General features: G+C 38.5%; 20 protein-coding genes and 2 pseudogenes. 13 read left to right on the plus strand and 9 right to left on the minus strand.

Annotated features, from left to right (window positions below; translation table 11 throughout):
• The first annotated feature begins 279 nt into the window (after positions 1 to 279).
• The 7 genes from FTW16_RS08490 to FTW16_RS08525 all read left to right on the plus strand — a co-directional run bounded on the left by FTW16_RS08490 (position 280) and on the right by FTW16_RS08525 (position 6988).
• Positions 280 to 1098 (plus strand): transcriptional regulator, encoded by an 819-nt coding sequence (locus FTW16_RS08490; RefSeq protein ID WP_146490695.1) that lies wholly within the window; start codon positions 280 to 282, stop codon positions 1096 to 1098.
• Positions 1082 to 1567, plus strand: coding sequence for a hypothetical protein (locus FTW16_RS08495; protein WP_146490696.1), 486 nt, complete (start codon positions 1082 to 1084; stop codon positions 1565 to 1567). The genes FTW16_RS08490 and FTW16_RS08495 overlap by 17 nt, the downstream gene beginning before the upstream one ends.
• A 319-nt stretch (positions 1568 to 1886) precedes the next feature.
• Positions 1887 to 2777 (plus strand): transcriptional regulator, encoded by an 891-nt coding sequence (locus FTW16_RS08500; protein WP_146490697.1) that lies wholly within the window; start codon positions 1887 to 1889, stop codon positions 2775 to 2777.
• Positions 2761 to 3237: a hypothetical protein gene (locus tag FTW16_RS08505; protein ID WP_146490698.1), complete on the plus strand. Its 477-nt coding sequence runs from the start codon at positions 2761 to 2763 to the stop codon at positions 3235 to 3237. The genes FTW16_RS08500 and FTW16_RS08505 overlap by 17 nt, the downstream gene beginning before the upstream one ends.
• Before the next feature lie 1352 nt (positions 3238 to 4589).
• Positions 4590 to 5093: a thiol peroxidase gene (gene tpx / locus FTW16_RS08515; protein ID WP_146490699.1), complete on the plus strand. Its 504-nt coding sequence runs from the start codon at positions 4590 to 4592 to the stop codon at positions 5091 to 5093.
• 1 nt (position 5094) lies between these two features.
• Positions 5095 to 5706 carry a redoxin family protein gene (locus FTW16_RS08520; RefSeq protein ID WP_146490700.1) on the plus strand — a complete coding sequence of 204 codons (612 nt, stop codon included), beginning with the start codon at positions 5095 to 5097 and terminating at the stop codon, positions 5704 to 5706.
• 412 nt (positions 5707 to 6118) lie between these two features.
• The gene (locus FTW16_RS08525) at positions 6119 to 6988 is read left to right on the plus strand and encodes an EAL domain-containing protein (protein WP_186728042.1); all 870 of its coding nucleotides are present in this window, start codon (positions 6119 to 6121) and stop codon (positions 6986 to 6988) included.
• A gap of 1662 nt (positions 6989 to 8650) precedes the next feature.
• On the opposite strand, the gene FTW16_RS08530 is transcribed toward FTW16_RS08525, so the two are convergent.
• From FTW16_RS08530 to FTW16_RS08545, 4 genes are all read right to left on the minus strand, one after another.
• A complete protein-coding gene (locus FTW16_RS08530) occupies positions 8651 to 9706 on the minus strand; it encodes a hypothetical protein (RefSeq protein ID WP_146490702.1) in 1056 nt (351 codons plus the stop codon).
• A 58-nt stretch (positions 9707 to 9764) separates the two neighbouring features.
• A complete protein-coding gene (locus tag FTW16_RS08535) occupies positions 9765 to 12215 on the minus strand; it encodes a TcfC E-set like domain-containing protein (RefSeq protein ID WP_146490703.1) in 2451 nt (816 codons plus the stop codon).
• Entirely contained in the window at positions 12212 to 12937 is a 726-nt protein-coding gene (locus tag FTW16_RS08540; protein ID WP_146490704.1) for a hypothetical protein, read from the minus strand. The genes FTW16_RS08535 and FTW16_RS08540 overlap by 4 nt, the downstream gene beginning before the upstream one ends.
• A gap of 91 nt (positions 12938 to 13028) precedes the next feature.
• A complete protein-coding gene (locus FTW16_RS08545; RefSeq protein WP_146490705.1) occupies positions 13029 to 13550 on the minus strand; it encodes a CS1 type fimbrial major subunit in 522 nt (173 codons plus the stop codon).
• 528 nt (positions 13551 to 14078) lie between these two features.
• On the opposite strand from FTW16_RS08545, the gene FTW16_RS24720 reads away from it, so the two are divergent.
• A complete protein-coding gene (locus FTW16_RS24720) occupies positions 14079 to 14204 on the plus strand; it encodes a hexameric tyrosine-coordinated heme protein (RefSeq protein ID WP_261383426.1) in 126 nt (41 codons plus the stop codon).
• A 512-nt stretch (positions 14205 to 14716) separates the two neighbouring features.
• Here the strand turns inward: FTW16_RS24720 and FTW16_RS08555 are convergent.
• From FTW16_RS08555 to FTW16_RS08570, 4 genes and pseudogenes are all read right to left on the minus strand, one after another.
• Positions 14717 to 15677: pseudogene (locus FTW16_RS08555) on the minus strand (IS481 family transposase); the annotation flags it as partial.
• Between the two features lie 144 nt (positions 15678 to 15821).
• Positions 15822 to 16676, minus strand: a complete 855-nt coding sequence (locus FTW16_RS08560; RefSeq protein WP_146490706.1) for a DUF6701 domain-containing protein — start codon at positions 16674 to 16676, stop codon at positions 15822 to 15824.
• On the minus strand, positions 16646 to 19051 hold the full coding sequence (locus FTW16_RS08565; RefSeq protein ID WP_315897544.1) for a DUF6701 domain-containing protein: 2406 nt from the start codon (positions 19049 to 19051) through the stop codon (positions 16646 to 16648). The genes FTW16_RS08560 and FTW16_RS08565 overlap by 31 nt, the downstream gene beginning before the upstream one ends.
• 2 nt (positions 19052 to 19053) lie before the next feature.
• The gene (locus FTW16_RS08570) at positions 19054 to 19977 is read right to left on the minus strand and encodes a polymer-forming cytoskeletal protein (RefSeq protein ID WP_146490708.1); all 924 of its coding nucleotides are present in this window, start codon (positions 19975 to 19977) and stop codon (positions 19054 to 19056) included.
• A gap of 120 nt (positions 19978 to 20097) precedes the next feature.
• Between FTW16_RS08570 and FTW16_RS24925 the strand changes: the two are divergent.
• The 3 genes and pseudogenes from FTW16_RS24925 to FTW16_RS08585 all read left to right on the plus strand — a co-directional run.
• Positions 20098 to 20334: pseudogene (locus FTW16_RS24925) on the plus strand (helix-turn-helix domain-containing protein); the annotation flags it as partial.
• Positions 20335 to 20668: 334 nt separating this feature from the next.
• Complete coding sequence (gene ylqF / locus FTW16_RS08580) at positions 20669 to 21613, plus strand: ribosome biogenesis GTPase YlqF (RefSeq protein ID WP_086714176.1); 945 nt, start codon at positions 20669 to 20671, stop codon at positions 21611 to 21613.
• 254 nt (positions 21614 to 21867) lie between these two features.
• Complete coding sequence (locus tag FTW16_RS08585; RefSeq protein WP_146490709.1) at positions 21868 to 22893, plus strand: GGDEF domain-containing protein; 1026 nt, start codon at positions 21868 to 21870, stop codon at positions 22891 to 22893.
• Positions 22894 to 23063: 170 nt separating this feature from the next.
• On the opposite strand, the gene FTW16_RS08590 is transcribed toward FTW16_RS08585, so the two are convergent.
• Positions 23064 to 23609, minus strand: a complete 546-nt coding sequence (locus FTW16_RS08590; protein ID WP_146490710.1) for a GNAT family N-acetyltransferase — start codon at positions 23607 to 23609, stop codon at positions 23064 to 23066.
• A gap of 166 nt (positions 23610 to 23775) precedes the next feature.
• Here FTW16_RS08590 and FTW16_RS08595 point away from each other — a divergent pair, with 166 nt between their 5' ends.
• Both FTW16_RS08595 and FTW16_RS08600 read left to right on the plus strand, forming a co-directional pair.
• Positions 23776 to 24918, plus strand: coding sequence for an acyl-CoA desaturase (locus FTW16_RS08595; RefSeq protein ID WP_146490711.1), 1143 nt, complete (start codon positions 23776 to 23778; stop codon positions 24916 to 24918).
• Positions 24919 to 25197: 279 nt separating this feature from the next.
• Positions 25198 to 26568 carry an endonuclease/exonuclease/phosphatase family protein gene (locus tag FTW16_RS08600; protein ID WP_146490712.1) on the plus strand — a complete coding sequence of 457 codons (1371 nt, stop codon included), beginning with the start codon at positions 25198 to 25200 and terminating at the stop codon, positions 26566 to 26568.
• The last annotated feature ends 1 nt before the right edge of the window (position 26569 follow it).

Here is a 26569-nt window from a genome sequence, read left to right on the forward strand (position 1 = left end):
GTTGTTAGCCACACAACAAAAATGCAAAACCAACAAAAACAGCAAGTTATAATTGGTTAATTACTCTAAAATCATATGAATTATTTTTGTTTAGTTGCTATTAACACCTCAACTTGAGATTCTAGTTGGGAGATTTGAAGCTACGCAGTCAACAAATTTTTCTAGCCCCCAGTATTTTTACTGTGTTTGATTTGCTTGAGCTTAGAAGAACTTAAGACTTTTTGACAGGGAAGAACGTAGCCCGAAAGTAATTGTTAACGTAGTTTGGAATGTTTAGTTTTGGAAAAACAAGATGATGTATGGGTTTTTAACCCCTTAAGTAGAGAGCAATTAACCCACGCTTTGACTAAAAAAACAAAGAAGCTCAAAGGTCCTGAATCTCGAGTCCTTGAACTACTGATAGCTAACCAAGGAACTGTGGTTTCTAAACAGGCAATTCTAGCTCATGCCTGGGGAGAGCGCATAGTAACAGACGCAAGCTTAACGCAAAGCATTTCGCAGATTCGCTTAGCATTAGGAGATAATGGTAGAGAGCAGAAAGTGATTAAGACCATGCCTAATGCAGGATACTTACTATTTGATAACATAATCGAACTGACTCATGACAGCAAAAGTTATGAAGACAATTTGGAGGATCCCCTTTCGACACTCCCCATCTCCCCTTCCCTCAATGATGAAAGTAGCCAACCGAGTAAAATAACAGGAAATCTGTTTGAACGCTACAACGCCGCACACTTATCAAAAGTGATTCTTTTTGTAGTAGCACTAATCCAAGTAACAAGCCTCCTTTATAAAATCAACACGCGAACACAATTACCAGCCGAAAACTGGGAGCAAGATCATAGCCAGGGGGTAACTTATATATATTCACCAAACCCTGTTAGTAAGCAACTTTATCAATATATCCAACAAAATAGTAAGCTTATAGATAAAAGCAAGCTTTCAATGCTTCTCATAACAGCAAACATTAGTGAATACTATATTTCTTGCATTTATCAGCATAGTGAGAACATGCAACACAGAGTGAAAAACCTAACTTTTTCGTTACAAGAAAGCCATTATTTTATTAGAGACACAATTCATGAAATTTGCCAATAGACCCAGGGTAACATTACTTATTATCATACTGTTATCAACAGGGGCTAAAATGTTTATGAATATAAACACTTGCCCAGACTTTATGTCCGGGCAAACTAGCCAGCTTTTTTATAGCAATAATTTGGACTTTACTCTTAAGGGAGATATTTACTTTTACGAGGATTATCAAACAATGAATTGTGGTGTTTTCAACTTTGAAAAATCACATATGAGCCGCTTTATCTATGGAGACAAGCAAGCTGTTTATACGAGTTATTTTGTTGACTTTTCAAATGATAATTTCATATACTTACACGACATGACTCGTGAAAGCAACAAAGTAGCACAGCCTAGTATGATTCAAACAGAAGCACATACACTTAGAGGGAAAAATAACCGAATACTTCCTATAGTGTTTTCAAATGACAAAGTAGTGTGCTACTCCAGTTTAATTGAGGGTGGTGTTAAATGCCTATCGCACCATACTTAATTAAATATCAACCTATCGATTACAGCGCCAAATAATGCATTTGGCGTTTCACTTTATAGTCATCTGTCTTCACAAACACCATAATCAGAGCACTCTTCATAGAAGATTAAACGAATGCATTCAGTCTAAAAACCAGAATGGCACTTAGAAGTAATCTAGATACTGTCTAAAGTATTTCATCGCAACATAAACATATCGGCTATATACCTTACTCATTCGTTTTATGAAACTATATGAGTTCGAAAGGTTGTGATTTAACTTCGTAAATTATACTATACTTAGTATTATCAATAGGATCTAGATTCAAAGGCGTTCATAAATGTCTGACTTAAGGAACACACCTGACTGGGTACTAAACCCCCGAAAAAACAAGCAGCTAACAAACATCACCACCAAGCAAACGAAAAAATTAAAGAGCCCTGAATGCAGAGTACTTGAATTATTATTAGAGCACCCAGGAAAGACCTTAACTAAAGACTCTCTACTATCTAACGCTTGGCCCGGGCGTGTAGTAACAGAAGCCAGCTTAACTCAAAGTATCGCTCAAATAAGACTAGCTTTAGGGGATAATGGGAAAAAACAAACATATATTAAAACCCTCCCTGGTATTGGCTATTCTATTAATGAAAATATGGTCAAACTCGAATCGGATACAGAAAAACAGATTCGTTGTTCAAAATCTAACTCAGCCTGTAGTAATAATTTTCCGACCTTAGAAGAGAGCATTCATGATAATAACATTCAGAAAAATCCAATTCATAATGACGAAGTCAAGGAAACCTTAAAAAATTCACACCACATCAACAACCCTGGTACTTTCACGGCCAAAAATTTAGCAAAATACACACTACTATTGACATTAACATTCATATCTTCAGCAAATTTATTCAGCTTGTTTGGTTTTTTTTATCAACCTTCATCTTTACCTATAGAAAAGTGGCATGAAGAAACCTTTGATGGTATCCAGTACAACTTCATAAAGTCGAATAGTAGCGAAAAGTTATCTAACTACCTAAAATCCGAGTTCAGCTCATTAAAGGGTCAAACGATAAAAAAGTTGTTTATCTCGCCTACTATACACAACACGTACGTAGTCTGTGTATACCAGCCACTTGCAAAAGACGATGATACGATGGTACGTAACTTTTCATTTAATACGACTCAAAGTAGTTATTTCATAAAGGAGGCCTTAATTGAACATTGTCAATAAATGGCTTTATGGCTTATCGGTTAGTGCATTATTAACAACTTTTATTCATATGTATGTATATGCTACACAAACCCCTGCGTTAATAAAATATTCAGATGAAGCTCTGGTTTTCAGTCATAATATTAACTACAAAGAAAACGGAGAATTCGACCAATACAAAGATTACCATACCATTAGACATTCTCTACTATTCCCCATGTCTTCAACAACTACCCGCGTATTCAAACCAGAAAACCACTCATTAACCTATCACTTTAAGATAGGTATATATGCTCGTGGAGTTATATCTCTCTACGATCTAAATCCTATGTTACGACCAGATTTTCACCCTATCAAAGCTACTTCACATACCCTTGCAAGCTACGAAAGTGTTTACATTCAAACCATTTACTCGGATAACGATTTTGTCTGTGTTTCAGAATTATTGCTCAACAGCATTCGGTGTCTAAGTAGAGGATAACGTAATTTTTAGAGTTGTAGTAATTTGGGAAGAATCTGATTTTGCTTGTCGCTATAGCGATACAACTTGCATAAATAAGTTTGAATTTGAATGATTCAGATTAGTTTACTAGCCTATGGCCCCCTTACAAGCTAATTTCCTTAACGAAAATAAGCAATTTTGCTAATTCAAAAACAATCGTAGGAAAGGTATGTCAAATCATTTTAAAGGTTACTCATTATCATCATTAAACGTTTTTAGGACTTATGTAAACACAAATAATTCAACAGCGAAAAAATCAGAAAAAGTCAAATCAACTCCATGCGCCGCTTGGGCAAGGTCTGCTTTTCTAACTAAAGAGTTGAAGCCAAAATGTCGCTAAGGTATGTATTAGATTCACTAGAAGAGTATCAAGCGTTAACAAGCCAAGAAGGACAGTATATTGACAAATTAACCATTGCATTAAAGTGTGCTTTCATTCAAAGCAAGTGGTTATCTAGAGTAGAGCGTGAGCAGCTTAAGAGCAAAGCATTAACACTCTTGAAACTTGAGGAGGAATTCTGCTCTAAAATAGATAATCACCTCGCCAAGGACATTATCCTCAAAATGAAACACCTTATTATGGTTAAATATTAGCCAAGCAAACCAAGAAAAAGAACATATTTGGGAGATCCCCCCCCGGATATGTTCTAAAATAAGTGCAACTTAAGGAGCGAGCTCCTTATTAATCCTAAGCTTTACGATAAGTTTTTGTCAGACATTTCTATTCAGCAGCTCTTAATTTTAGTCAGACTACGTTGAAATTCATCGTACACGCAGCCAAGCTCACCTAATACCCTCCCCTCTCTACTTAGATTGCTCACGATAGACGCACATAAAGAAAATGATAAGTTATGAGGAGTAATACCAACAGCATCTATATGATATGGTTCAATCTTAAAACCGTACTCCCTAAAACATTAAATACTGCACGATACGCATTACAATTTCTTTCTAACACTGATTTCTAATATTTTCTATTCTTCTTAGCAAAAACCTATCCCATTTAAAATGCTATGAGTTTATGCAACCAACCATACGGCTGCCACCTTATCTAATTTTTGATGAACAGTAGATTACTTCTGATAAGGGCCAGGGCTTCTTCAGCGGTTCAACTTAAATAGATAGTATTTACCACCCACTTTATAGGGTTATTATCCAAATAGACCTTAAAATTAATGGAGTTAATAATATTATTCACAATAGATCAGAACACTTTGCGTGGAAAAATTGTGATTTCGGATTAAGATGGCCCCGCTTCCACGATACATCCGATGTGCGATAAGTGGTTAAGCTTACAATAAACAGACTTAACAATTAAAATAGAGAGCAATATGTTAGTAACATTTCTAGGAAATCCAGTAGAACTAGTAGGTAACTTTCCAAAACACGGTCATAGTGCACCTGACTTTACGTTATGTGATAAGAACCTAAATGACATTAATCTAAGCAGTTTTTACGGCAAAAAAGTAGTATTAAACATTTTTCCTAGTATCGACACCCCTGTTTGTGCAAACAGCGTAAAAACCTTTAACAACTTAGCCAGAGAAATGCCGAATACCGTTGTGTTATGCGTATCTGCAGATTTGCCTTTCGCTCAAGCACGATTTATAGAAGCTGAAAGGTTAGAAAACGTAAGTATTGCATCATGTTTCCGTTCTCCTACATTTAGCACCTCATATGGAGTTAATATTAATGAAGGTGCTCTTAAAGGCTTAACATCACGCGCTGTCATCGTATTTGATGAATCATGTAGTGTAATTCATTCAGAGCTTGTTGATGAGATCACTGAAGAACCGAACTATGAGAATGTTACAGCAGCAGTAAAGGGGGCTTAACATGAAACATAATAGTGTGATTTTAGTAAGTTTATTAGTGTCAAGCTGGGCGAACGCAGCATTTGATGTGACCATACAATCTGCTGAATTGGGTGAGAACCAAAGTGTTACATTAGAAAACTCTACCATTTTTCATTTATCAGGACATTCTTTAAAAGAAGGAGACTTATTACCCAATATGGTTCTAAAGAGCTCCACCTTGGAACCTGTACCAACACGGGGAAGTGAAAAAGTGCGAATTTACAACATTCTTGTTTCAGTTGACACGCCAGTTTGTGTTGAGCAAGCAATTGAATTCGATAAATTAGCTCAAGAGTATAGCGATTACAGCGACAATATTGAATTCATTAGTGTAAGTGCAGATACCCCATTCGCTCAATCTCGTTTTATCAGTGAACAGAATATAAGTAATCACTCTAGCTTTTTATCAGACTCATTAAATCATGAATTTGGTACCATGACGGGAACGAATATTAAGGAGCTAGGACTATTATCGAGAGCTATTTTAGTTGTGGATAAGGAAGATCGCATAGTGCATATTCAAAGGGTTCCAGAACTTACACTTCTACCAGATCTAAAAACAGCTTTTGACAAAGCAATATTCCAAATCTAGTAAATAATCTACCGCGATGCAGCGTTATTTTGATTATGCATCGCGGTAATTTATATTATCTATAAAAAAACAGACTAATGACATTATCGACAGTTAAGTTACTACTACTTCTCGGATTATCTCTTATATCTATCTTCTATTGCACATCTATACTTCCGGAACCAGGAAACGTATGCAGTAACTTTAAAAAGTTAGAACTCTATCAATTCCAACCAAGATTAAACTATCAAATGTATCATACGAGCCCAATTGTACAATGTATATGGAGGTAAAGCACATTTAAAAAAACCACCGTCTCTAGAAGGTGGTTCCGAACATAAAGGACAAGCATATTACTATACACAAATCATTTAAACATTATCATTCATCACGCCAATAAAAACATTTAATCAAAGCATATCCAATGTGTACCATGTTAAAAAAAAATGAATTTAAATCCGTAACAGGAATTACGACTCCTATCATAGAGCATATCGTATTAGACGTTATAGTTATAAAAGAACAATTGTTCCATTCTTTGAAAACATCTCCTAGTGATTTTAGCGTTTACTACCAGCCAATTTATCAGATAAATAACCTAATAAACCCAAGCGCATTTGAAGCTCTAGCTCGTTGGTCAAATCCATACAACCTCGGCCCTGCACAATTTATGCAGATTATAGAAAGCGATGATTACCTCCGTCGAAAGTTTGCCATGTTAATTTCTCAACAAGTTCTAGCTGGAGCGCAGTTGCTGCTTTCGTATAGCCCAAATCTTCAATACGTTTCATTGAACGTAACGTTCAACGACCTCAATGAGCCTCATTATGTCGAAGCACTTAAACATTTAATCCTAAAATACCCTTCTGTTCATTCACGTATAGTGATCGAAATAACTGAAACACAACGCGTACATTTAACAAAAAAATTCATTGATAATATCAGCGAATTACATAAAATAGGTGTAGATGTCGCATTAGATGATCTTGGGGCTGGTTTTTCAACTATCGACTTAGTTCAATTATCGATATGGCAATTCGTTAAGTTGGATAAAAAATTAGTCGAAGGGATTGAAAAGTCTGAAAAAAAGTATCAAAATCTAAAGCTAACAATCGAACAATGCTTACCTTATCAATCAAAACTAGTAATAGAAGGTATTGAGAACATCAAACAACATGTCCTCATCAATCAGATTGAAAATTCAAACCTTCTCCTTCAAGGGTACTATTATGGTAAACCTAAATCTATTTCTTCGACAATAAAAGACATCTACAATAATACATACTCCTCATGTGAGTTTTAGTTTTTCCATTCAATCACTAGTACTATGAAATCGACCAATATTATATATATTCAGTCCCCCTTAGAATATAATTACACTCTGAGTAAGTGGTTTATCCTGGCCTTACTGAGGACGCTGCTTTTATATTTAAGAAGAACTATCTTACCTCTCTGTAGCCATGCCCCTTTCATCTGATTAGCTATATCTTGTTGTTTTCCTGTTCTAGTGGACTTTGTTGCCTCAATTAAATGAAACTAATTTTACAACCCATGACATGATCTACAATCATTCACCACAAAGCCTCGTTACAATACAAACCACAGGCATTAGACGTATTCAAACGATAAGTAACCGGGCCTAGAGTAAACATTAGAGACCACACCGATTCAGTAATCTAGTTATCATGATTCCGCGACTATCCGATCACCTCTTACATAACTCCAAAATTGGTGATCGGAATAATGGAAATACGCAGAAACTAGCTTTTCACTCTGTTTTGAGTGCTACAATGATTCATTACTCTATATTTGGACTAGCCGCATTTCGTTTAGTTATCCGTATTGCATCAGTCGCAGAGCAAAAACTAACCGTAGTCTCATTTTAGTGGGACAATGCTTAGACATTAATGTTACTGGCGCTAAGGCGTGTAGTTAAGATGCTTGATAAGTCAAAAAGCACTGAACGGATGTGAAATGTTGAATATAGCAGTAGAAGCAAGAACTTATTAAATCATTACTGAGAGTTAAACTTGTAGACAGTTACCGCTAGAAACATAAGTCGAGACATTATCTTGATGCCTGGTGGTCGTGCTTGCGACATGAACGGCTAACTCGAAATCTGTAGGTTGGTTCGGCCAAACTGTGTTGGAGCCAAAGACATTACTACCAAAGACGTCGACGCTCAGGAAAGGCAATGTATCAAATTAGACAGTTACTCGGGGACGTTAAGCTTAAGAAACAGCACAAAGATGTTCGAACTTTCGCCACAACTACAGCATTTAGGTTATCTAGAGGTAAAATTTTCGTATTGACTACAGCTATAAGTAGCAGGTGACTCTGTACCTAATTTAGACACATAATTAAAGCCATAAATCAACAGAAGGATGGGTTTTTTATCATTATTCGCTTTTCATAACCGAGTTTTCTAACTTTCCATTCACCTTAACCAAATACTTTTATGCCTGTGGAATCAATTGCGATTTTTTACTTGCATAGTCTACCTCTACACTTACCGATGCTGGTGTAGAGGGAGACCTGAGTGATACGATCTTCAACTTAAATACTGAAATCAATGACCCCTTGAATAGCATGAAGTGGAAAAAAAGAAGATCTTTATCATAAGGGCTGTTTCAGTCGTAGTATTAGAGCTCTCGGCCTCGATTCCGATGTGCTTGGTTATATTGGCTCGAGTCCGTGATTTTAGCTTTCGAATGTCCCATTTTCGTCCTCGTTCCATCACTCATATAAGATCCGGGTCATCATTATGGAGAACGGTTCAATTTAATTTAAGTAACAACTCCTACGAACGCCATAAGCCCATAACTCAGTGGGCGGTTTGTTGTTAACAAAATAATAAATTCAGTAAATCTGGCAAACCTAGTATAGGCTGATAGAACTAGTCGTCATAAAACATCAGTCTCATTAGTAATAGTTACGAAATCTGGGGTATGATTTACAAGAAAAGTTAAAAATCGGCTTCAAAAACTAAAGTCACTGTATCCGAATATGTACTACCAACTAAACCAACATCTCTAACCCCTTCAAGAGTAAAATCAATATAACCTGTATAGGGATTTTTACTGTCGGTAAAATTCGTCCCTTCTATATCTACTGGGATGTTGTGCTTCAAGCTGAATTCGTTCCCTTGCTGAGGAAACCTTACGTCCACACCCAATTTCATTGAAGTTCCGTCAAAATTACACCTTCCATCCCCAGAAGCTACGCCCGAACATGCCATTGTGATCGTATACTTCTGATTACTATGAGCACGAAACCATAATTCCCCATTATGAATATTGTCATCGCTAGATGGATTCAAAGAAATCGATGTATAAGGCATATATATTTTGAACACATGCCCAACAACCAAAGTTAGATTTGGGATTGACGGTGTTGTGAAAGTATGGCCAGTATGTGGATTATTTCTTGAAGTGATTCTGTATTCGGATTCTTGAAATTGGTAGCCCCCAGAAATTGAGTACACTCCGGGAGTAACAGTGCCTGCATTAATTACCTCAAAAGCTAATGAAGTCGAAAAATTGGCGTCATTGCCGAGGGCTTGACTTCCCCACACCAAAGGTGGATTTTCTCCAAATTGTCTCGCTATAGAAAAATTTGTAGCAGTACGAAGGTCAACGCAATTAGCATTGTTTGATGCGCCCAACCATCCACCTTGCACCACCCCTGTTTTACGCACACCTAGTGGAGTGATTCTTATTTGAACGGTTTCATCACTATCTCGCTCATTAAGTACGACGATGGCAGGATTAAGTAAATTAAATTTCCAGGCCCGTTGACCACTCTCCGGATGATTACCCGATATTTCAAAGAGAGAGCCAACCGCCCCATTGCTGTTACAGATAGGGGGGCGTGGATCACTTGGAAACGCGAAGTTATTGCCTCCAGACTCGTAATATAGGTAACCAATTGGTATTGAATATTCTGCGGAATGTGTTGAGGCCGAGGTTAAAATTAGACAACAAACAATGTAGTTATACAAGAGAGCAGCGCACGATTTCATAAATTTTCCTTGTAGTATTGATAGAAACATTAATTAAGTGACAATTAGTAATATATAATCAACATTTCACACCTCCTAGAAAAACAAAATCTTCACTATTGCGTCGCCCGACCATGTTCTCTATATCAATAGCACAAAGACTATTTCCTTGACCGTCAATCAATTCAATTATTGGATATTGTCTAGATACCGTCATTTGAAAATAACCATCGCTATCTTTGGAAGAAATATCAACTGATGATTCGTGATTTTTTATGGTAATATTGTTAACATTTATACTTTTAAAATCAACGAACCCTGCAGCTTCAAATGTTTTTCTTGGTGTTATTTTTAAATATGAAACATTACCTTTATACAATGTATATTCATTACTATAATTTTCTACCACTGCATTATGAGAGTTTATATATATATCACTTCTTGAATAAGTCGGTGTTGCTACAAAATTATTCCCAGACAGTAGTTTGACTGATCCCCCCCCACTAACATCGGCATAGACGTCAACATTCTTCCCCTGAGACTCATCTAGGTTGATGATAACACCTGATAAAGAGTTGTTGGAATTAGCCGCATATTGGCCTCCGGAAAAGTAGACGCTACCACTGGCATGACCATATGTACTTTGTCTATTTTTATTGGAAATAATATCACGATATAATTGACTACCAAAATACATATTGGCGCTATCAAGGGTGAATTCAGCATGAGTACCAGCGCTCACAAATTCTTTGCTAGCAGCAGCCGTTAGGCTCAGGGAGTTTAGCATTTCCCCTTCAGGCAAGTGCTTAGAAAGAATAACTTCGCTATAAGGAGATTCACCTCGACCAGCATAAGAAAAGTTTGTATTCAACATATAATCACCATTTTTTCCAAAATTAAAGTTAACTGATAGGTTACCAAATATACTGTCCTTAGATGACACTCCAATAGAGGAACTTAAATTAACAGGCACCCCAAAAACGTAAATTTCATTTTGGTTTTGGAGATTAAATTCATTATACGTGTGGTCAAACTTTGAGTTTTCTACTTTAGATGAGCTTGCAGTAAAAACTATCGAATTTGAGTATTTATTATTTGGCATAAGTGAAGAGTTTAAAAAATATGTATGCCTTTTTACATTAAACCGTTCATCCAACTGGTAACTTAAATGTCCTCCTATTCTTTTATCTAGGAATATTCCGGAATAATTTGTCTGTAACTTTACTCCCCAATTTTCGAAGTTAAGATCAAACTCGGTCGAAAACTTAGAACCAACATTATATATAGATTGATGGTCAATAACAGTACGCCAGTATCGCTTATTACCAATATTGACCAACGAAAAAGACTCCGTCGAAAAATTGGTTAGCTTTGATTGATAGAAAAATCCAGCAGCAAGATCCTTGTACTCGCCTTTTAGTGTATTATTTTGCTTTATGCCGTCGTCCATTACACCTAGTGCAAATGAGAATCCATCATCATTTAGATAATTATTGACCGTACGAGAAATAGGTTTTAACTTATCACCACTATTAGGCTTACGTACAATAGAAACCTCATAAAGACCGATAGGAAAATCAAATGTTGGTATTTGAACCATTCCAGGCTTAGCCGGGACTACATATAATAGACGACTTGCACGATAAACTTCGATTGTTCCTGAAAACGGCATGAAAATTTCCAGAGGCAAACCATAACCTAATTGTTTATTTATAAGCGTTTCGTTAGTTGAAGAGTACCAACCACCTATCATAGCTCGATTTGGAATCACACCAGTAACCGAATTAAATATATTACTCTCGCTTGATTGTTTAAATCCAAATTCTTGCCTTTGACCTTCGAAAGTTCTACTCCCCAATAACTTACTAAGTCCAGTTGTTTGTTCACCGTTGTAGCCATTAACTGAAGGGTCTGCTTCTAACAAGTACTCACCGAAAGAAATTCGACTCGTTAACAGTAAAGATCCATTTGCGGTTTCATTTTTCGTAAAATTAGCGCTGTAGCCTATACTACCACTGAGACTAGTTACTGTACTATTCCCTATATGTAAAATTTCGCGTTTACTGTCTTTAGATACACCTAAAATTCCCAATTTCTCATTTAGGGCAGGAATAACACTTTCATCCGGTTGTAAGTAAACCAATAATGTGTGTTCTTCTAATTTTTGATGCAATGAAAAAGTCATTACATCACATAGAGCCGGATCAGAAACAATTTTACTGATTGATCCAATAGAAGAGCAACTATAGGTTTTTTCTAAAACCAGTTCATCGCTTCCCAAACGATAATATTTATCTCTCCCCTCATAACTTATGAGTTCTCCGTCGGCAATGGTATTATCTAGGTATCGTAATTCGGTAGGTGTAACTTCATTCACTAATAAACCTTCAAATCCCTCCGGAACCATGGTTCTAAAACTTGGACGATTGTCAATAATTTCATTAGGTGATGCGTTCGCTCGAAATGTAATAAATAAGCTTAGAATTATAAGAATATATTTTGTTGATGTTCGCATATCACTAGATTTCATTTTGTCATTTTAGAGATAACTCTTTTACCGAGCCCGGGTTCATTTAAGGAACACTGCCATGACGAGACCTTGCCAGTTTTAAGTAAACTCCTAAAATCGATTGTTCTTTGGGGAGGTAGCCTAAACTCAGTATATAATTCACAACTTTTTCCATTGCAAACATTACATTGATTGAGCAACACTAAGCTATCACTATTATTGGATATAATATCACCATCGATTTTAACGTTATAGTTTGGGTCTTTCTTTATCACTGTTGCAAATGACGTTGATGATAATGAAAAAAACAATGAGGTACTGCCTTGTTCATTGCTACCATCATATTCAAACCTAGTAACTGGATAAAACCTTACCTTATAATTTCTGTCTTCATCTAAACTATCACCTGTATATATCATCCTAACATTAGTCTTTCCGTTTGGAGGAATAGCTATTTTGTCAGGCAGTATTATCAAGTCATTTTCCTTGAGTTTACCTTTTATTTCAGTTAACTTTTCTTCTCCTGTTCCAATACTGTCAGATTCGACATGGTAAACTTTAATTTTAACGAACATTGGATTCTTTTCATCTGGATTTAGAACTTTTAATAATGATGTTTTTCTCCCAACCTCAGAGTTCAACACTTTAACGGAACTCGTAACTGAAACTTGCACTGCGTCAGCAAAAACCTTAGATGAGAATAAAATAGTGACATATGTTAAAATCAAAAAAATACTTTTCATGGAGTAATTCTCTCTATTAAAAATATGGTATGTGTATATAATGATAAAGCGACCACCTACGGATGCAGGTGGTCAATTTTTATTGTACTAGTTAAAAGTCATCTTCAAACATTAGGTTTATAGTTCCACTATATACACCTACCACCTCGTACGAGGCACCCGACTGTGCACTAATTTTTAAATCGTACTCGTGAATCTTCTCCTGTCGTCCGCTTGATGAATCACTACTATCTACCAAATCATTTGTAGCAATAGTTGTATAAGTAGAGCTATTTAACGTATTTGACCCTAATTCCACAACAAGAGGGATTGTTGTATGGCCATCAACACTGGTCATTTCAGCTACACCGTTAATCATTGCTTTATAACCTTCCGAAGATTTAGCTCTAAGAGGAAGTGAATATGTAGTGAATGACTTAGTTTCATCATTATATTCCAGTTGAATACTACTAGGCCAAGAACCGAGCAAAGGTTTTACGTAAAATGTCGAACTAGGAATTGTTGCACTTATACTTAAAGTTTTGACTACTTGTTCGCCTTTTGCAGCATAAAGTGAAGAGCTACTTGTTAATGCAGCTAAAGCTAAAGAAACTATGATTTTATTTTTAAACATTACTAAAATTACCTTTTGATATTGACTGTTCGAAATAAATATTAAAATAAAACATACCTGTAAACAAAGTAATGAAACCTCATCTTATCCAGCATGATATTAATCAGACCCAAACATCATTAGCGCTATGCTTGATTCAGAAAAATTTATCTCAACAAACCTGATTAATAACAAATAATGTAACTTCATAATGATATTGAATGGTAAAAGTGCTTGAGTTTCAGGTTCAGTATCATCTTACTGCGAAAATTTCACACGTAATCAGAAAACTCGCAGGGACTTTTATAGCACCAAAGCAAGACTTAAATTCTGGCCTTAGAAGCTAGAAATAATAATATAAAGCTTTTGATGTGGATTACATTCAGCTTAATCGTAAGATCAAAAAATTTAACCTGACAACAAAATTATCATTCAAAAGGAAGGACTTAATGCAAGATTGGCTACCAACGCGAATAACCGAAAATCCAGAGCAGGGGTTGAGTTTTCAATAAAACTAAGCCGAATGGGGGTTAAAAATCACAACCTGATATGGAGGTGTTGAAAAAGTTGAGACCTGAATACTCAGAGAATTCCACTCTCCTTATAGAGCCCTCTAAGACGGTAGTTATATATTTCCAAACTATTTCTTTAGCTGACAAGCACTGGAAAGAATAACAACAGGCTCAGCCAAGCTGAGCCTTACTCTTTTAAACGTTGGAAAATTAAGCATAGGTAAAGTAATGATTTATAAATGGGCACTATTTTGAAGCCGAAACAGCACCTTAAGCACGCTCATTGAGGGTTTCGTTATTTTGATCTCAATACTGTCATAGCACTGTCATTATTATCGGAAAGTATATTTTAATAGTCATATCAATATGTTATTTAATGATCGCAAGTTTAAGAGATTTGTGTTTACACCTGAAATAGAATTGAAAAGGCGAATTCACTTCAAGACGTAGTTGGACCGCCAAAGTTTGGAGAACCTCACAGAAAAAGTTTACCTTATAAAGTTAAGGAGGGGGTCTTAGTACAATCACGTTACACCAATGATTATAAGGTGTACTAATTCATGCCTGAGTTGGCAGTTACCCACTTTTAGACTCGGTGCCTGTCAGATTATATCAGGGCTAATTCTTTTCAGCCCTTATTGATTTCCCACCTTCTAATGTCTCTATTGGTGTTCAGCAACAGCACATTTTTCCTTGATATGTACGATGATTGTTGTAGTCCATCCATTCGTCCAGATCTTTTTGCAACTCATCCATTGAGCCATACAGTTTCTTTCTGAACGTCACTTGGTAAAACTCATTCAATATGGTCTTGTGGAAACGCTCGCAGATCCCGTTTGTCTGTGGCGACATGGCTTTAGTGTGATCGATATCATTGATGGCTAATTAAAGTTGGTAATCATGTTGCTCAACTCGACCACAGTAATAAATACCCGGTCAGTCAAGATTCGCAGCATTGGCAACTCGTGAGTCTCGAAGAACGGTAGAACCTCGTCATTCAACATATCTGCTGCGGTAATAAGTGTTTGCGTCGTATAGAGCTTAGCGAAAGCAACTTTGCTATATGTATCAACGAACGTCTACTGATAGACGCGTTCAAGACCTTTCAGATTTCCAACATAGAACGTGTCTTGAGAGCCGAGATAACCTGGGTGTGCAGTTTCTATCTCACCACAGACCTTATCATCATGCTTCTTGCGCTCAAGGGCTGCGAGTTGCTCGTCCGCTAGGATTATACCTCCCTCTAAGACCTGTTTTTCCAGTGCGATAAGAGGTTTCTTGAAGTTTCCTAGGTCATTGCGGAGCCAAATTGAGCGTACGCCGCTTGGAGAGATAAACACGCCTAGTTTACGCAGCTCATTGCTTGTTCTGACTTGTCCATGCGCAGGGAAGTCGATGGAGTATTTGAGCACAGCCTACTCAGTCTAACTATCGACACGATTCTTTAAGTTTGGTGTTCTTCTGCTCTGATTAATCAGAGCATCAATATAGCCAGTTTCAACTAACTCTTGATAGCGATAAAACGAGTCTCGAGAGACACCCATAACTTTGCAAGTTCTAGATACATTGCCAAGTTCCTCTGCAAGATTGGAAGCGCAGCTTTGTGTTTGATGATTGGATTGCTAGTATGAAGCATGAGAGTTACCTCTCTTCTTTTCAAATCGAAGTGTCAGATCTAGTCGGAACTAATACATATAAAGATACGTAAATTAATAAATACTCTCTTTGTCCAGTGTCTATACCAAGGAGGGGAAATCTCCCACTCTTATTTAAGTATACCTTATTGGCCAGTCATCCCCTTCTCCCCACGAAATATAATTCGATCATTACCTCGGAAAATCCCAAATGTTACAACTGCTAATGGGTTTTCTTCATTTTGACTATTCCTATCCCAATCATACATAAGCCATGGTAATTGATTTGAGGTGTTTGAACATTTTTTCACATTACTCAACTCTAAATATAGTCTGACCGGCTCTCTAACCGAAAGAACTTGTGTTGCGCCTAAGCTATGTAACGAGCCCTCGGTTACAACATCAGATCCAGATAAAGAAGCGTTATCATCTATGTCGGACCAAATAACTTGAGAGCATGAATAAGCTCCGTTAAACAATGTAGTATTATCCTTAGTATTTGTCACAAACTTAGAACCATTCCAATACTCTACTTCTAGAGGGGCGGTTATCTTCTTACCTTGCTCTCCTCCAACATCCCCTAGGTTAAGTCGGCCAAATAAAATTTGAGGTTGTACTTTTAGTATATGATTGTCATTAGCAAATACTATAGGGTCTGGGTTCCCTTCCTGTCCCACTACTATAATGTTGGATACATCTACTTGTGTTGAAGTGTTGTATGGACCGTCAGGACTATAAGCATTTGCTTTTCGCCAACAGATACTGTTATCACAATCAGTTTCTTTTAAATTGATAAACACCCCTGTTGATTGTCCAGATTTATTTACCCATTCCTCTTGTTGAAAAGACGTAAAGTTGAAACGTTCACTGTTACCAGAGTCCTCTCTTAAATAAAATTGAGCCTTATAACCACTATCAAAATATGTATAGTTTTGAAGCTTAGAAAAACTGCCTCCTAAGGCTTCGATTTCTACCATAACGCCATCAAGAGGTTGCCCCATGTAAACGAAATCGTTTGAATATGGGTAAGACCATTGTGTTTCTGCGACTTAAAAAATGCAGGATAAAAACGCCCAACTGAACGGTATCTGGTATTAATTTCCATGCCTAGATACTGTGATATGGTTGTCACATCCAAACGAACACTACCAGCCTCATTCCAAACTAAATCATTAAAATAGTAATAATCGTTTGTCGATACGCTTTGGTTATGTTCCTTTGCTAACGTTCCCAATAAATCACCGTCTATACCACCTTCATCAGAGTTTGGAGTGCTAACGGCATGTGAAATAATAACCGTCGCTTGGGGTGCAGAATCTGAAAAGAAATTCTGAGTCACCGGTGTTGAGCAAAATTTTGACGTCTCAACTTGACCAGAGCTATTCCCTCCATCCTGCCAAACTATTGGTCTAACCATAACCCCAAATTGACTTCCGGTAGTTCTGAACCCCGCACCTGAGCCTGAGGTACCATCGATGTTTTCATCACTGCATATAGCAAAAGTCCAAGGGCGTACTTTAAGCTCTTGCACTCCGGAATACGTTTCACATTGTTGTTCGTCGCTTTCGTCAATTATACATTCAGTTGCATACAGAGAATACGAAACCTGACCAGACTCGAAATAGCGTAAATCTAATGCTGCTTCCGCTTCACCTTTTGAGTTCAACTCAAACCTTAACCTAAAATCGCTCACAGGAATATTTACAAAATCATCACTTGATATCTCCTTAACCTGAATAGATTCAAGGTTTAATACATCATTTATTGTAGGCTTAAGATAATTTGTAGTAGAAATAGATAGAGATTTCACACCCAGATAATCAACAGAGGTAACTGGCTGCAAGTTACCATCATCTGAAGCTTGACACTCCATAGGTTGAACGGTTGCTTTTAGAGGCCTCCCTAAAATAGCTCCAACGGATGTAGATGAAATGTTGAATTTATTTGCAACAAAAGTAACAACATGGCTAATTGAACTTGGAATGGTTGAGTCTATTAGTTCACCTACAACCGTGACTGTGCCAACGCCTGAGTTAGAAACGTCAAGCCATAACCTTCCTTGCGTATCTGCTCTATATAAACCGGAAGAACCTTCCCCCTTAACCAGAGTCAACGTTGCGCTGCTAGGTGCAGTTATACGGATATCCCCTGAGTACTCTCCAGTAGGGTTACCATCTGAGTCAGTAATTTGAAACTCAACTCGCTTAGATTCACAGCTCAAGACAATACTTGTATTTGAGGCAAGCGTAAGAAAAAAATCTTCCGTTTCTTCGATATTACATTGGGGCGGAGCTTTTCCTATAAATTGGTTCCCTGTGTCTTTATCCTCTGTTCCTATCGCAACGTGGGGCGCCGTTACTCCCCCCCTAATTACATTCCGCTCACCCCGCACTTCAAACCCGTGATAATGCCCAGGGTGAATATCCGCTGCAGGATCGATATAAAAATACGCATTTATAATTGAATCTTTCACTCCCTTCGAGAACTCAACTCTTGACTCGTCACCATGCCCAACAAATAAGAGGCTTTCTGAAGGACTTGAAGTGTTTACATAGATAGGGCCTTTTTTAATGTCGATTTCACGGTAGTGAACTTGCACATCACCCGAAGTTTGAAGTACCGAATCCTCTTCATCAAACTCAAATTTCCTATATGAACCTGGTTCGGGGTAACACACCTCATTTTTATTACATTTAAAATCCTCGTCAGACGTTTGAAAAGCTGGGAGAACAGCTGGAAATGAACCAGAACTAATACTCTGGTCAATTAGGCAATTTCTCCAACCAAGCAAAGGCAAGTCATTATAACGGCACCCACCTACATAAGAAGTACCGTTTGTAAACCCTCCAAATGAGAGTGCTTTACTCGAGTCATTTAAGACGACTACGTTGGCATCCTCGAAAGCATTATTTGCAACTGGCTGGTTGGCTAACGAGTGAAAAGCATCATTACTTTGTTCATAAATAGAAGATAATAGACGATGACTAAATGAGTCATAGGCTTCTTCGAGATTTACATGCAATGTACCAACGGGTAATGAGCCGCTATACAGATTAGTTTGTAATTCATCTTCTATATAGTGACGAATATCGAACTCAGGGGCTGGAGGCCAACACTCAGTATTATCATTGTTCAATCTTGATCGACCGGACAATTCAACAGTCTTAGCGGACAAAGAACCTTCGACCTGCGCCTCACCAGTAACCCTTATGGTATCTCGGCTAAATATATTTGCGTGTAAGGGGTTTGGGCCAGCTGTGTTTACGTAAACATATGCATCCGAGCCACCTAAACCCTCAGCCCAAATAATCAAGTTTTCGGACTTGTCATTTTTTGTAAATAATTGACTATCGCCATCAATCGATAGCGTATTCACAATCAATTTTGTGGGTTCTTCAAAAAAACAGTTGTTGAGTTCCCAATGTTTAGGTTACGAATGTGGTAAACGCCACCACTAAATTGATAATCAGCACCATCATCAAGTCTTATTTCGTCGTAGTAACCTTCAAGAATTGGGGTATCTTCATTTATTAAATCAACAGTACCTACATTTAAGTTCACTATATTGGGAGTCGAAACTAACAATCCATCATCAGCTATACAATCAAGTCCATCACAAGCCTTTTGGTCCTCCCAAGCCTTGTGGACACTATCACACCCAACGTAGCCTTGGTTTCTACGAGTACCGACTAAACTAACATCACTTTGCAAAACTAAAGAGGAGCTGCCTCCCCACGATTGTATAACATCTGGGAATATCGCACATGTATCCGAAATAGGTGGCTCTGGTGGTGCTGTTGAAGTCATCCCATTAACCACTCCTCCTGAATCAAGTTTAAGGTCTTTTGCGACTATTGAACCGAATATCTCAGTGTCCTTAATAGTTAACTTTTTTTTCGCTAATATGTGTCCATGAACTGTCGAGCCGTCGATAAACTCAGAATCACCTTTTAAGACTATTAACAAGTCATTAGGATCATCAGACAACACATCTACCCCACCACCATCAACTTTTAATTTGTTCACATATAATGTTGAAGGAGCTGTCACAATAACACTATCTCCCTCTTTAAGAGTCACATTTCCATTTGTCTTGTATATCCCACCGGCTAACATACCTCCACGTTCGTCTAAATCGATCGTAGTGGCCCCATTTGGAGGGTTAAAGTTTGGTTCTTCTGACAAAATCAAGCTAGAGTTAGCGACACAAGCTGACAAGCCACAACCGGCGGAATGATTACCATTTATAGAGGAATCAGAGGCATAACCTAGCTCATTACCATTACTAGAACCATAGATCACACCTTTCCCAGACAAATCAAGTTCAGCCTCTTCACCCTCCCAGGATTGAACTGCCGTTTGTGGGCGTACATGATTAAGTAATGGCCAATATAGTTCTGCAAGACAACTAGCCGTAATTTAGCCCAGGAAGGTTGCACCTTTAGACAGGCAAAAGATTACCTTCATGTCAAATTTGCAGTCAAACTCCTATCTACTGGTGAGTGCTCAGCTACTGAAATTGCATCACATCTCGACTATGCCGACCTTTCCCACTTTAGCCGAGCTTTTAAGCGTGTAACTGGTTCGTCCCCCTCAGATGCAACGACTAATATCCCATCTTTTTCAGCACAGCTTGAGATGTCAAAAGATATAACTTAATTATTAGATATCGCTTTCAAATATTCCTGAACCTGAGAAACTAAAGCCAGGCATGACTCTTTTCAAACATACAGATCAAATTGGCAGACTCGCATAGTCTCATCCGCACATATCTCAACGAAAATAAAACTATTGGATTTAGGCACTCATATTTATCACCACATGTTAAATTGCCCCAAATCCCCGGAAAATGCTAATATCATCGAATTAATTGCTGTTGTGGCTATAGATGATTGCTAATAGTGTTTGTGTAACCATAATCTAATTTCATCTTTCGGTACCCCACATGGTACCCCACCAGCTTAACCATAAAAACAAAAGGCAATAAATACATATGGTTGCAAGCAAAATTCAATGGTTTCCGGGTCACATGCATAAAGCCCGCAAAGAAATCGAAGAAGTTATCCCACAAGTTGATGTGATCATCGAAGTATTGGACGCTCGTATCCCGTTCAGTAGCGAAAACCCAATGATCTCTTCACTGCGCGGCGATAAGCCTTGTGTAAAAGTGTTGAACAAGCGTGACCTTGCAGATCCTGAACTGACTCAACGTTGGATTGAGCACTTCGAGAAAGAGCAAGGCGTTAAAGCGATTGCGATTACTACTAGCGTAAAAGAAGAAGTTAACCACGTTATGGAGCTAGTACGTAAGCTGGCGCCACACCGTGAACAGATGGGCAAGAACATTCGCACAATGATCATGGGGATCCCGAACGTAGGCAAATCGACCATCATCAACTGTTTGGCTGGACGTACGATTGCGGTTACAGGTAACCAACCTGCGGTAACTCGTCGCCAACAACGTATCAATCTGCAAAATGGCGTGATCCTTTCAGACACTCCTGGAATCCTTTGGCCTAAAGTAGAAAACCCACACAGTGGCTTCCGCTTGGCTGCAACAGGTGCTGTAAAAGATACGGCAATGGAATACGATGAAGTGGCATTCTACACAGTAGAATACCTAGCAAAGCAGTACCCTAACCTTTTGCAAGAACGTTACCAAATTGAAGAGCTGCCAGAGTCTGACATCGAATTGATGGAAGCGATTGGTCGTAAGCGTGGCGCACTTCGTGCCGGTGGTCATATCGACATTCACAAATGTTCGGAAATCCTACTTCACGAATTGCGTAACGGCACTTTAGGTAAGGTAACACTTGAGCTACCTGAAATGATCACACAAGAGCTGATCGAAGTTGAAGAAGCTGCTGCTCTGAAAGCCGAACAACAGATTAAGAAGAAAGAGGAGCGTCGTAAGCGTTACTTGAAGAACAAACGTTAATCTCTCTTAATCATTTTTACATCAGCGTCTAAAGTATTCATGTTCTATTCCCCATAGAACATGAATATTGCCTGATACGGTTTGTTGATCTAGCTAACATACTGACAAATCTATAGAAATGGTCGTTTACAATCCCAAAGACTGTGACATACTACGCAAATTATTGTGTATCAATCTCGGCTAATTTCTCAATGCGCTCTTATTCTGGGTTCAAGAATCAAAGATTTAAAACCTATTTCGATAATGAAATTTATTTGCCGTACATAAATTTCATCTACATCCCAATCTCAATATTCTGTGCTTTCATCATCACCGACTACATCCACTTTGGTAGCGAGTGCATTACGCCTATCATATTCCGAGTCATACTTTTTCTTTTGATGATGGCTGTCGCCAGATACTGCATTACAAGCAAACCCAACGTTTTGGAACTCGTAGAAAGTACTTTCCTTGTAATTAGCTCACTTTTCTTGGTCTATGTCGGTCGACTTGCTATTGAGCTGAACAACTTCGATTACCAAGGCGGTATCATTTTAGTGATGATCTACATTGGTACGTTTTCAAGGTTGTCAGCCAAGTACAGTATCTCTACCCTGTCGTTTATCTTTTTGGCTTATCTCATCGGCCTTGCGCCACTGCTTTATGAAGCTGAGCCAAAGCATGAGATCGACACAATTTCTGTTTATATTTCGGCTTACATCCTAATCTCAGCGGCCTGTATAAGACGTAATTTAGAAGTACACAAACGTTTCGCTCAATCCGAGCAACTACGTAAACAAGCGATTCAGCTTCGCAAACAATCCAATATGTTTGAGGCGCTTTCTTATCAAGACGCGCTAACGGGCTGCTACAACCGCCTTTATCTTCATCAGGTGATAGAACCGAGCATAAACCGTCAGCTATCCATTACATCGATCATGATAGATATTGATCATTTCAAATTGATTAACGACACCTACGGCCACCAAATGGGCGATATGGTGATCAAAGAATTGGCCGATGAAATTCAAAAACGACTACCGACCAGCAGTAACTGCTTTCGATACGGTGGTGAAGAGTTTTTGGTGATGGTTCAAGGAGAAACCGAGGCTTCAATTGAATCGCTAGTTAATTCCCTTTTAGAATCCCCTTCTCGCCTTAGGTTAGAAGTAACGATTTCAATCGGTGTGAAGCATGCACCGCAGGCCCTTGGTTCTGTAGAGCAACTTATCGACGACGCCGACCAAGCACTCTACATTTCGAAGAAAGGCGGTAGGAATAAGATCACATGGTGTGATTAATCGCCCAGTATTTCACGCGTCTTAGCGAATCATTAAAACGGCCACGAATCCAATCAAAAAAGCCCCGAACAATTTAATGCTCGGGGCTTTTGTCTTTGTTCTTCGGCTTTAAAGTAACTTCGGTCAGAAGTTGTTAATTAGCAAAAAAACCAGTATTAAACAAGAATCAACTAAGAATACACGACGCTTGCTGTTTTCTGTTCAAGTTCAACAGGAGAGTTCCAAGAAATCACTTTCTCGTTCACTTGACTACCGCATGGTGCGTTCCAAACTTGCTCAAGTTCTTCTTTGCCGCCAATCGCCTCATAAAAAGCTATCGCTTGGTGGTTCTCAGACATCACCTCTAGGTAAAGCCCTGAGTCCGAATAGTATTGCTGCAACCATTTTGATAATTCAGACAGTAGACGCTTACCAATACCTCTACCGCGATAATTATTGTCTACATGTAACGCATCAATGAACGTGCCACGCTCAAAGTTGTGATTACCAAACGCGCAGACGAAACCAACCAGTAAACCGCCTTCTTCAAGCAATAAAACATATTGGTTGAAAGGAGGATTAATCAAACGAGTCTGCCAAATAACAGATCTGTCCTCCAAAACATCATTCTCTAAGTAATCATCAGCAAGAATGCCGCGGTAATATAGCTTCCAGCTATCCGCATGTAATTGGGCAATCCGCTCATAATCTTTATATTCAGCTACCTTAATTTCCATTTATTAGCCCTTAGTACTTCCATTTATGACTTGCTACTACATTTCACACTACCTTTATACAATATTTAAGTAAAACATACTAATACACGTTTACACTTTCAATCTTGACTTACACGTGTACGCTGATATTCTAGCGCACAGATGTAAGCTCAATGGAAATTTGCTAATGAATAGTGCCGATAACCCATCAACAAAAAAGCCGCCATTAATCTGGCTCAATATTTTTATATTCTCTTTTAGTATGCTGCTTGCTGTTGTTGCGGCCCCTGTTTATGGCTACTTTTTTGGCTATGGTATGGAGCACTGGATATGGCTAGCGATCTGTTTTACGTTCTGTAACCTTTCAATCACGACAGGTTATCACCGTTTATGGTCACACAAAGCTTTTGAAGCGCATTCAAGCCTAAGATTCTTATTTGCATTAGGTGGTGCATTTGCCCTGCAGAACAGCGCGCTACACTGGTCTTCTGATCACCGAGTACACCACAAGCATGTCGATAATAATGACAAAGACCCATACTCTGCAAAACGAGGGTTTTGGTACTCACACATAGGCTGGATGATTCGTAATTACAGTACCTCAATGTATGAAAACTATGAAAACTGTCGTGATCTTAAAAAAGACAAGATTGTTATGTGGCAGCACAAACACTATGTTCTGTTGGCATTGCTGATGAACTTCGGTGTTCCTATCGCTTTAGGTGTTATTTACGGTGACGTGCTTGGCATGTTGTTAATCGTAGGTGCGGTTCGTTTGGTACTTAACCACCACACAACATTCTTCATTAACTCTCTTGCTCACATCTGGGGGAGCCAACCTTTTACTGACAAAAACACAGCGCGTGATAACGGTGTGTTAGCAGTACTCACTTTCGGCGAAGGCTACCACAACTTCCACCACATCTTTGAGAACGACTACCGTAACGGAATCTACTGGTGGCAATACGATCCAACAAAGTGGTTGATCAAGAGTGCTTCGCTGATGGGACTGGCAAGTAAGCTAAAGAAAACCCCTCAAGCTCGTATCGAGAAAGCCGAAGCGTCTATGCTACTTAAACGCACGCAGCAAAAAATTATGCACCGTGCCGACAAGCAACAAATCGCAGACAAGCTTCAGCAAGAGTTCGATGCTCTAGTATCAAACATGAACGAGTACTACGAAGTCAAAAAGCAGCTACTTGAAAGTAAACGTGAAGACGTTGTGAAAAAGTACGAACACTCAGTTCTTAAAGTTCGTTACCAGCAAATCAAAATGAATTTCGAACAACAGAAGAAAAATTGGGTGATGACAGTGGAACAATATGCTTAAGGCGGAGTAGTACGCTTAACACACCAATAACAACTCAGTTTATTTCTTATTCAAAAGCCCTCATCTTGCCATGAGGGCTTTTTTATTTCACAGATCTAATTAAATTCATGAAATTTAAGTATTTATTCAAATAACAGACACCAGTTCCAAATGTCACATTTTCAATGCAACAAAATGTCATTCCAGAATCATACCTGTGACTAATGTCACTTACAGAATGACATCCATCTCATAACATGCGCGTCCCAAAATTCTTTCAGCAATCAGCGGACCCATTTTATGAAAATGTTAAAAACCTCTATCGCTTTCGCTATCTCTTCTGCGCTTTTAATTGGTTGCAGCAGCGACACTGATTACGTTCAACCTGAAGAAGTAAAGATCGCTACTTATAACTTGTCTTTTGATCGTGCGACATTCCAAGATCTCGTCACTGAAATGCAAATCGAACCTAGCGTTCAAGCGAGGTTGGTGTCCGATTATTTGGACAATACAATTAGCGCCGCTGACAAAGAAAAGGCAGCAAAAGTTATTCAGATCCGTAACGTCGCAGCTGTGATTCAAAAGAATCGTCCTGATGTGCTTATGATGGCTGAGTTTAACAATGACGGAACAGGTGCTGATAAATCAGCGCTTGAAGGTTTTCAAAAGAACTACCTTTCTGTTGCTCAAAGTATTGAAGGTGCAGGTGGCGACGCGAACCTAGAGCCAATCTCATACCCATACTTTGAAAGCTACTCAACTAATACAGGTTTACTGAACGAATTTGGTTTTGATTTAGATAATGATGGTAACGCTGGAACATTGCCAGGAGATGCGTGGGGCTTCGGTTTGTATCATGGGCAATACGCATTTGCTCTAATGTCAAAATATGAAATCGATACAGCCAACACTCGTACATTCCAAGAGTTCAAATGGAAAGATCTCGAAGGTGCCACTATTCCAACAATCACTGTTTGCGACGACCCTAGTAAGTTCCCAACAGGTATGGTTTGCGGCGATGAGTGGTACACGGCCGAAGAATGGGCAGAAGTTCGTTTATCTTCAAAGAACCACGTTGATGCGCCGATCCTCATCCCAACCAAAGATGGCACAGAAACCGTTCACTTACTGATGTCACACCCTACTCCGCCCGCTTTCGATGTAGGTAAGAACATTGAACAGAACGCAGCAGAAGTCGACTTCTGGCACCAGTACATCCAAAACAAATCATTCATCTATGACGACTCAGGAAAAACTGGCGGCTTAGAGCAAGGTAAACACTTTGTCATGATGGGCGATCAAAACCTAGACCCAGTAGATGGCGACGGTATTAGTTCTGTAATGCAGGACTTGCACAATGATGTATTAGTTAACCAAGATGTCACCAATGGCAGCTTGTACCCAACAAGTTATGGTGCAGCTGAACATGCGGTAGATAAATCATCGTCTCACCCACAGCCAAACCGTATCACTTCAACATTTGGACTTGCTGTAGATTACGCACTGCCGTCCGCTTCATTAAACATTGTTGAATCTGGTGTTTATTGGTCAGCTTCGTACGAAGAAGGACGCAAGCTATTCAATGACTCACGAATTGGTGATTATGGTAACGGAAAAGATGTTTCTTCAGATCACCGTATGGTTTGGGTCAAAGCAGATTTCAGTAACTAAC

Source organism: Vibrio sp. T20 (assembly GCF_007858795.1).
Taxonomy (GTDB): domain Bacteria; phylum Pseudomonadota; class Gammaproteobacteria; order Enterobacterales; family Vibrionaceae; genus Vibrio; species Vibrio satsumensis.

Coding starts and splice junctions, on each gene's coding strand:
- FTW16_RS08495 (WP_146490696.1), top strand. CDS start 1,082: ATGAAATTTGCCAATAGACCCAGGGTAACATTACTTATTATCATACTG.
- FTW16_RS08500 (WP_146490697.1), top strand. CDS start 1,887: ATGTCTGACTTAAGGAACACACCTGACTGGGTACTAAACCCCCGAAAA.
- tpx (WP_146490699.1), top strand. CDS start 4,590: ATGTTAGTAACATTTCTAGGAAATCCAGTAGAACTAGTAGGTAACTTT.
- FTW16_RS08520 (WP_146490700.1), top strand. CDS start 5,095: ATGAAACATAATAGTGTGATTTTAGTAAGTTTATTAGTGTCAAGCTGG.
- FTW16_RS08525 (WP_186728042.1), top strand. CDS start 6,119: ATGTTAAAAAAAAATGAATTTAAATCCGTAACAGGAATTACGACTCCT.
- FTW16_RS08530 (WP_146490702.1), bottom strand. CDS start 9,706: ATGAAATCGTGCGCTGCTCTCTTGTATAACTACATTGTTTGTTGTCTA.
- FTW16_RS08535 (WP_146490703.1), bottom strand. CDS start 12,215: ATGAAATCTAGTGATATGCGAACATCAACAAAATATATTCTTATAATT.
- FTW16_RS08540 (WP_146490704.1), bottom strand. CDS start 12,937: ATGAAAAGTATTTTTTTGATTTTAACATATGTCACTATTTTATTCTCA.
- FTW16_RS08545 (WP_146490705.1), bottom strand. CDS start 13,550: ATGTTTAAAAATAAAATCATAGTTTCTTTAGCTTTAGCTGCATTAACA.
- FTW16_RS24720 (WP_261383426.1), top strand. CDS start 14,079: ATGGAGGTGTTGAAAAAGTTGAGACCTGAATACTCAGAGAATTCCACT.
- FTW16_RS08560 (WP_146490706.1), bottom strand. CDS start 16,676: ATGGGGCAACCTCTTGATGGCGTTATGGTAGAAATCGAAGCCTTAGGA.
- ylqF (WP_086714176.1), top strand. CDS start 20,669: ATGGTTGCAAGCAAAATTCAATGGTTTCCGGGTCACATGCATAAAGCC.
- FTW16_RS08590 (WP_146490710.1), bottom strand. CDS start 23,609: ATGGAAATTAAGGTAGCTGAATATAAAGATTATGAGCGGATTGCCCAA.
- FTW16_RS08595 (WP_146490711.1), top strand. CDS start 23,776: ATGAATAGTGCCGATAACCCATCAACAAAAAAGCCGCCATTAATCTGG.
- FTW16_RS08600 (WP_146490712.1), top strand. CDS start 25,198: ATGAAAATGTTAAAAACCTCTATCGCTTTCGCTATCTCTTCTGCGCTT.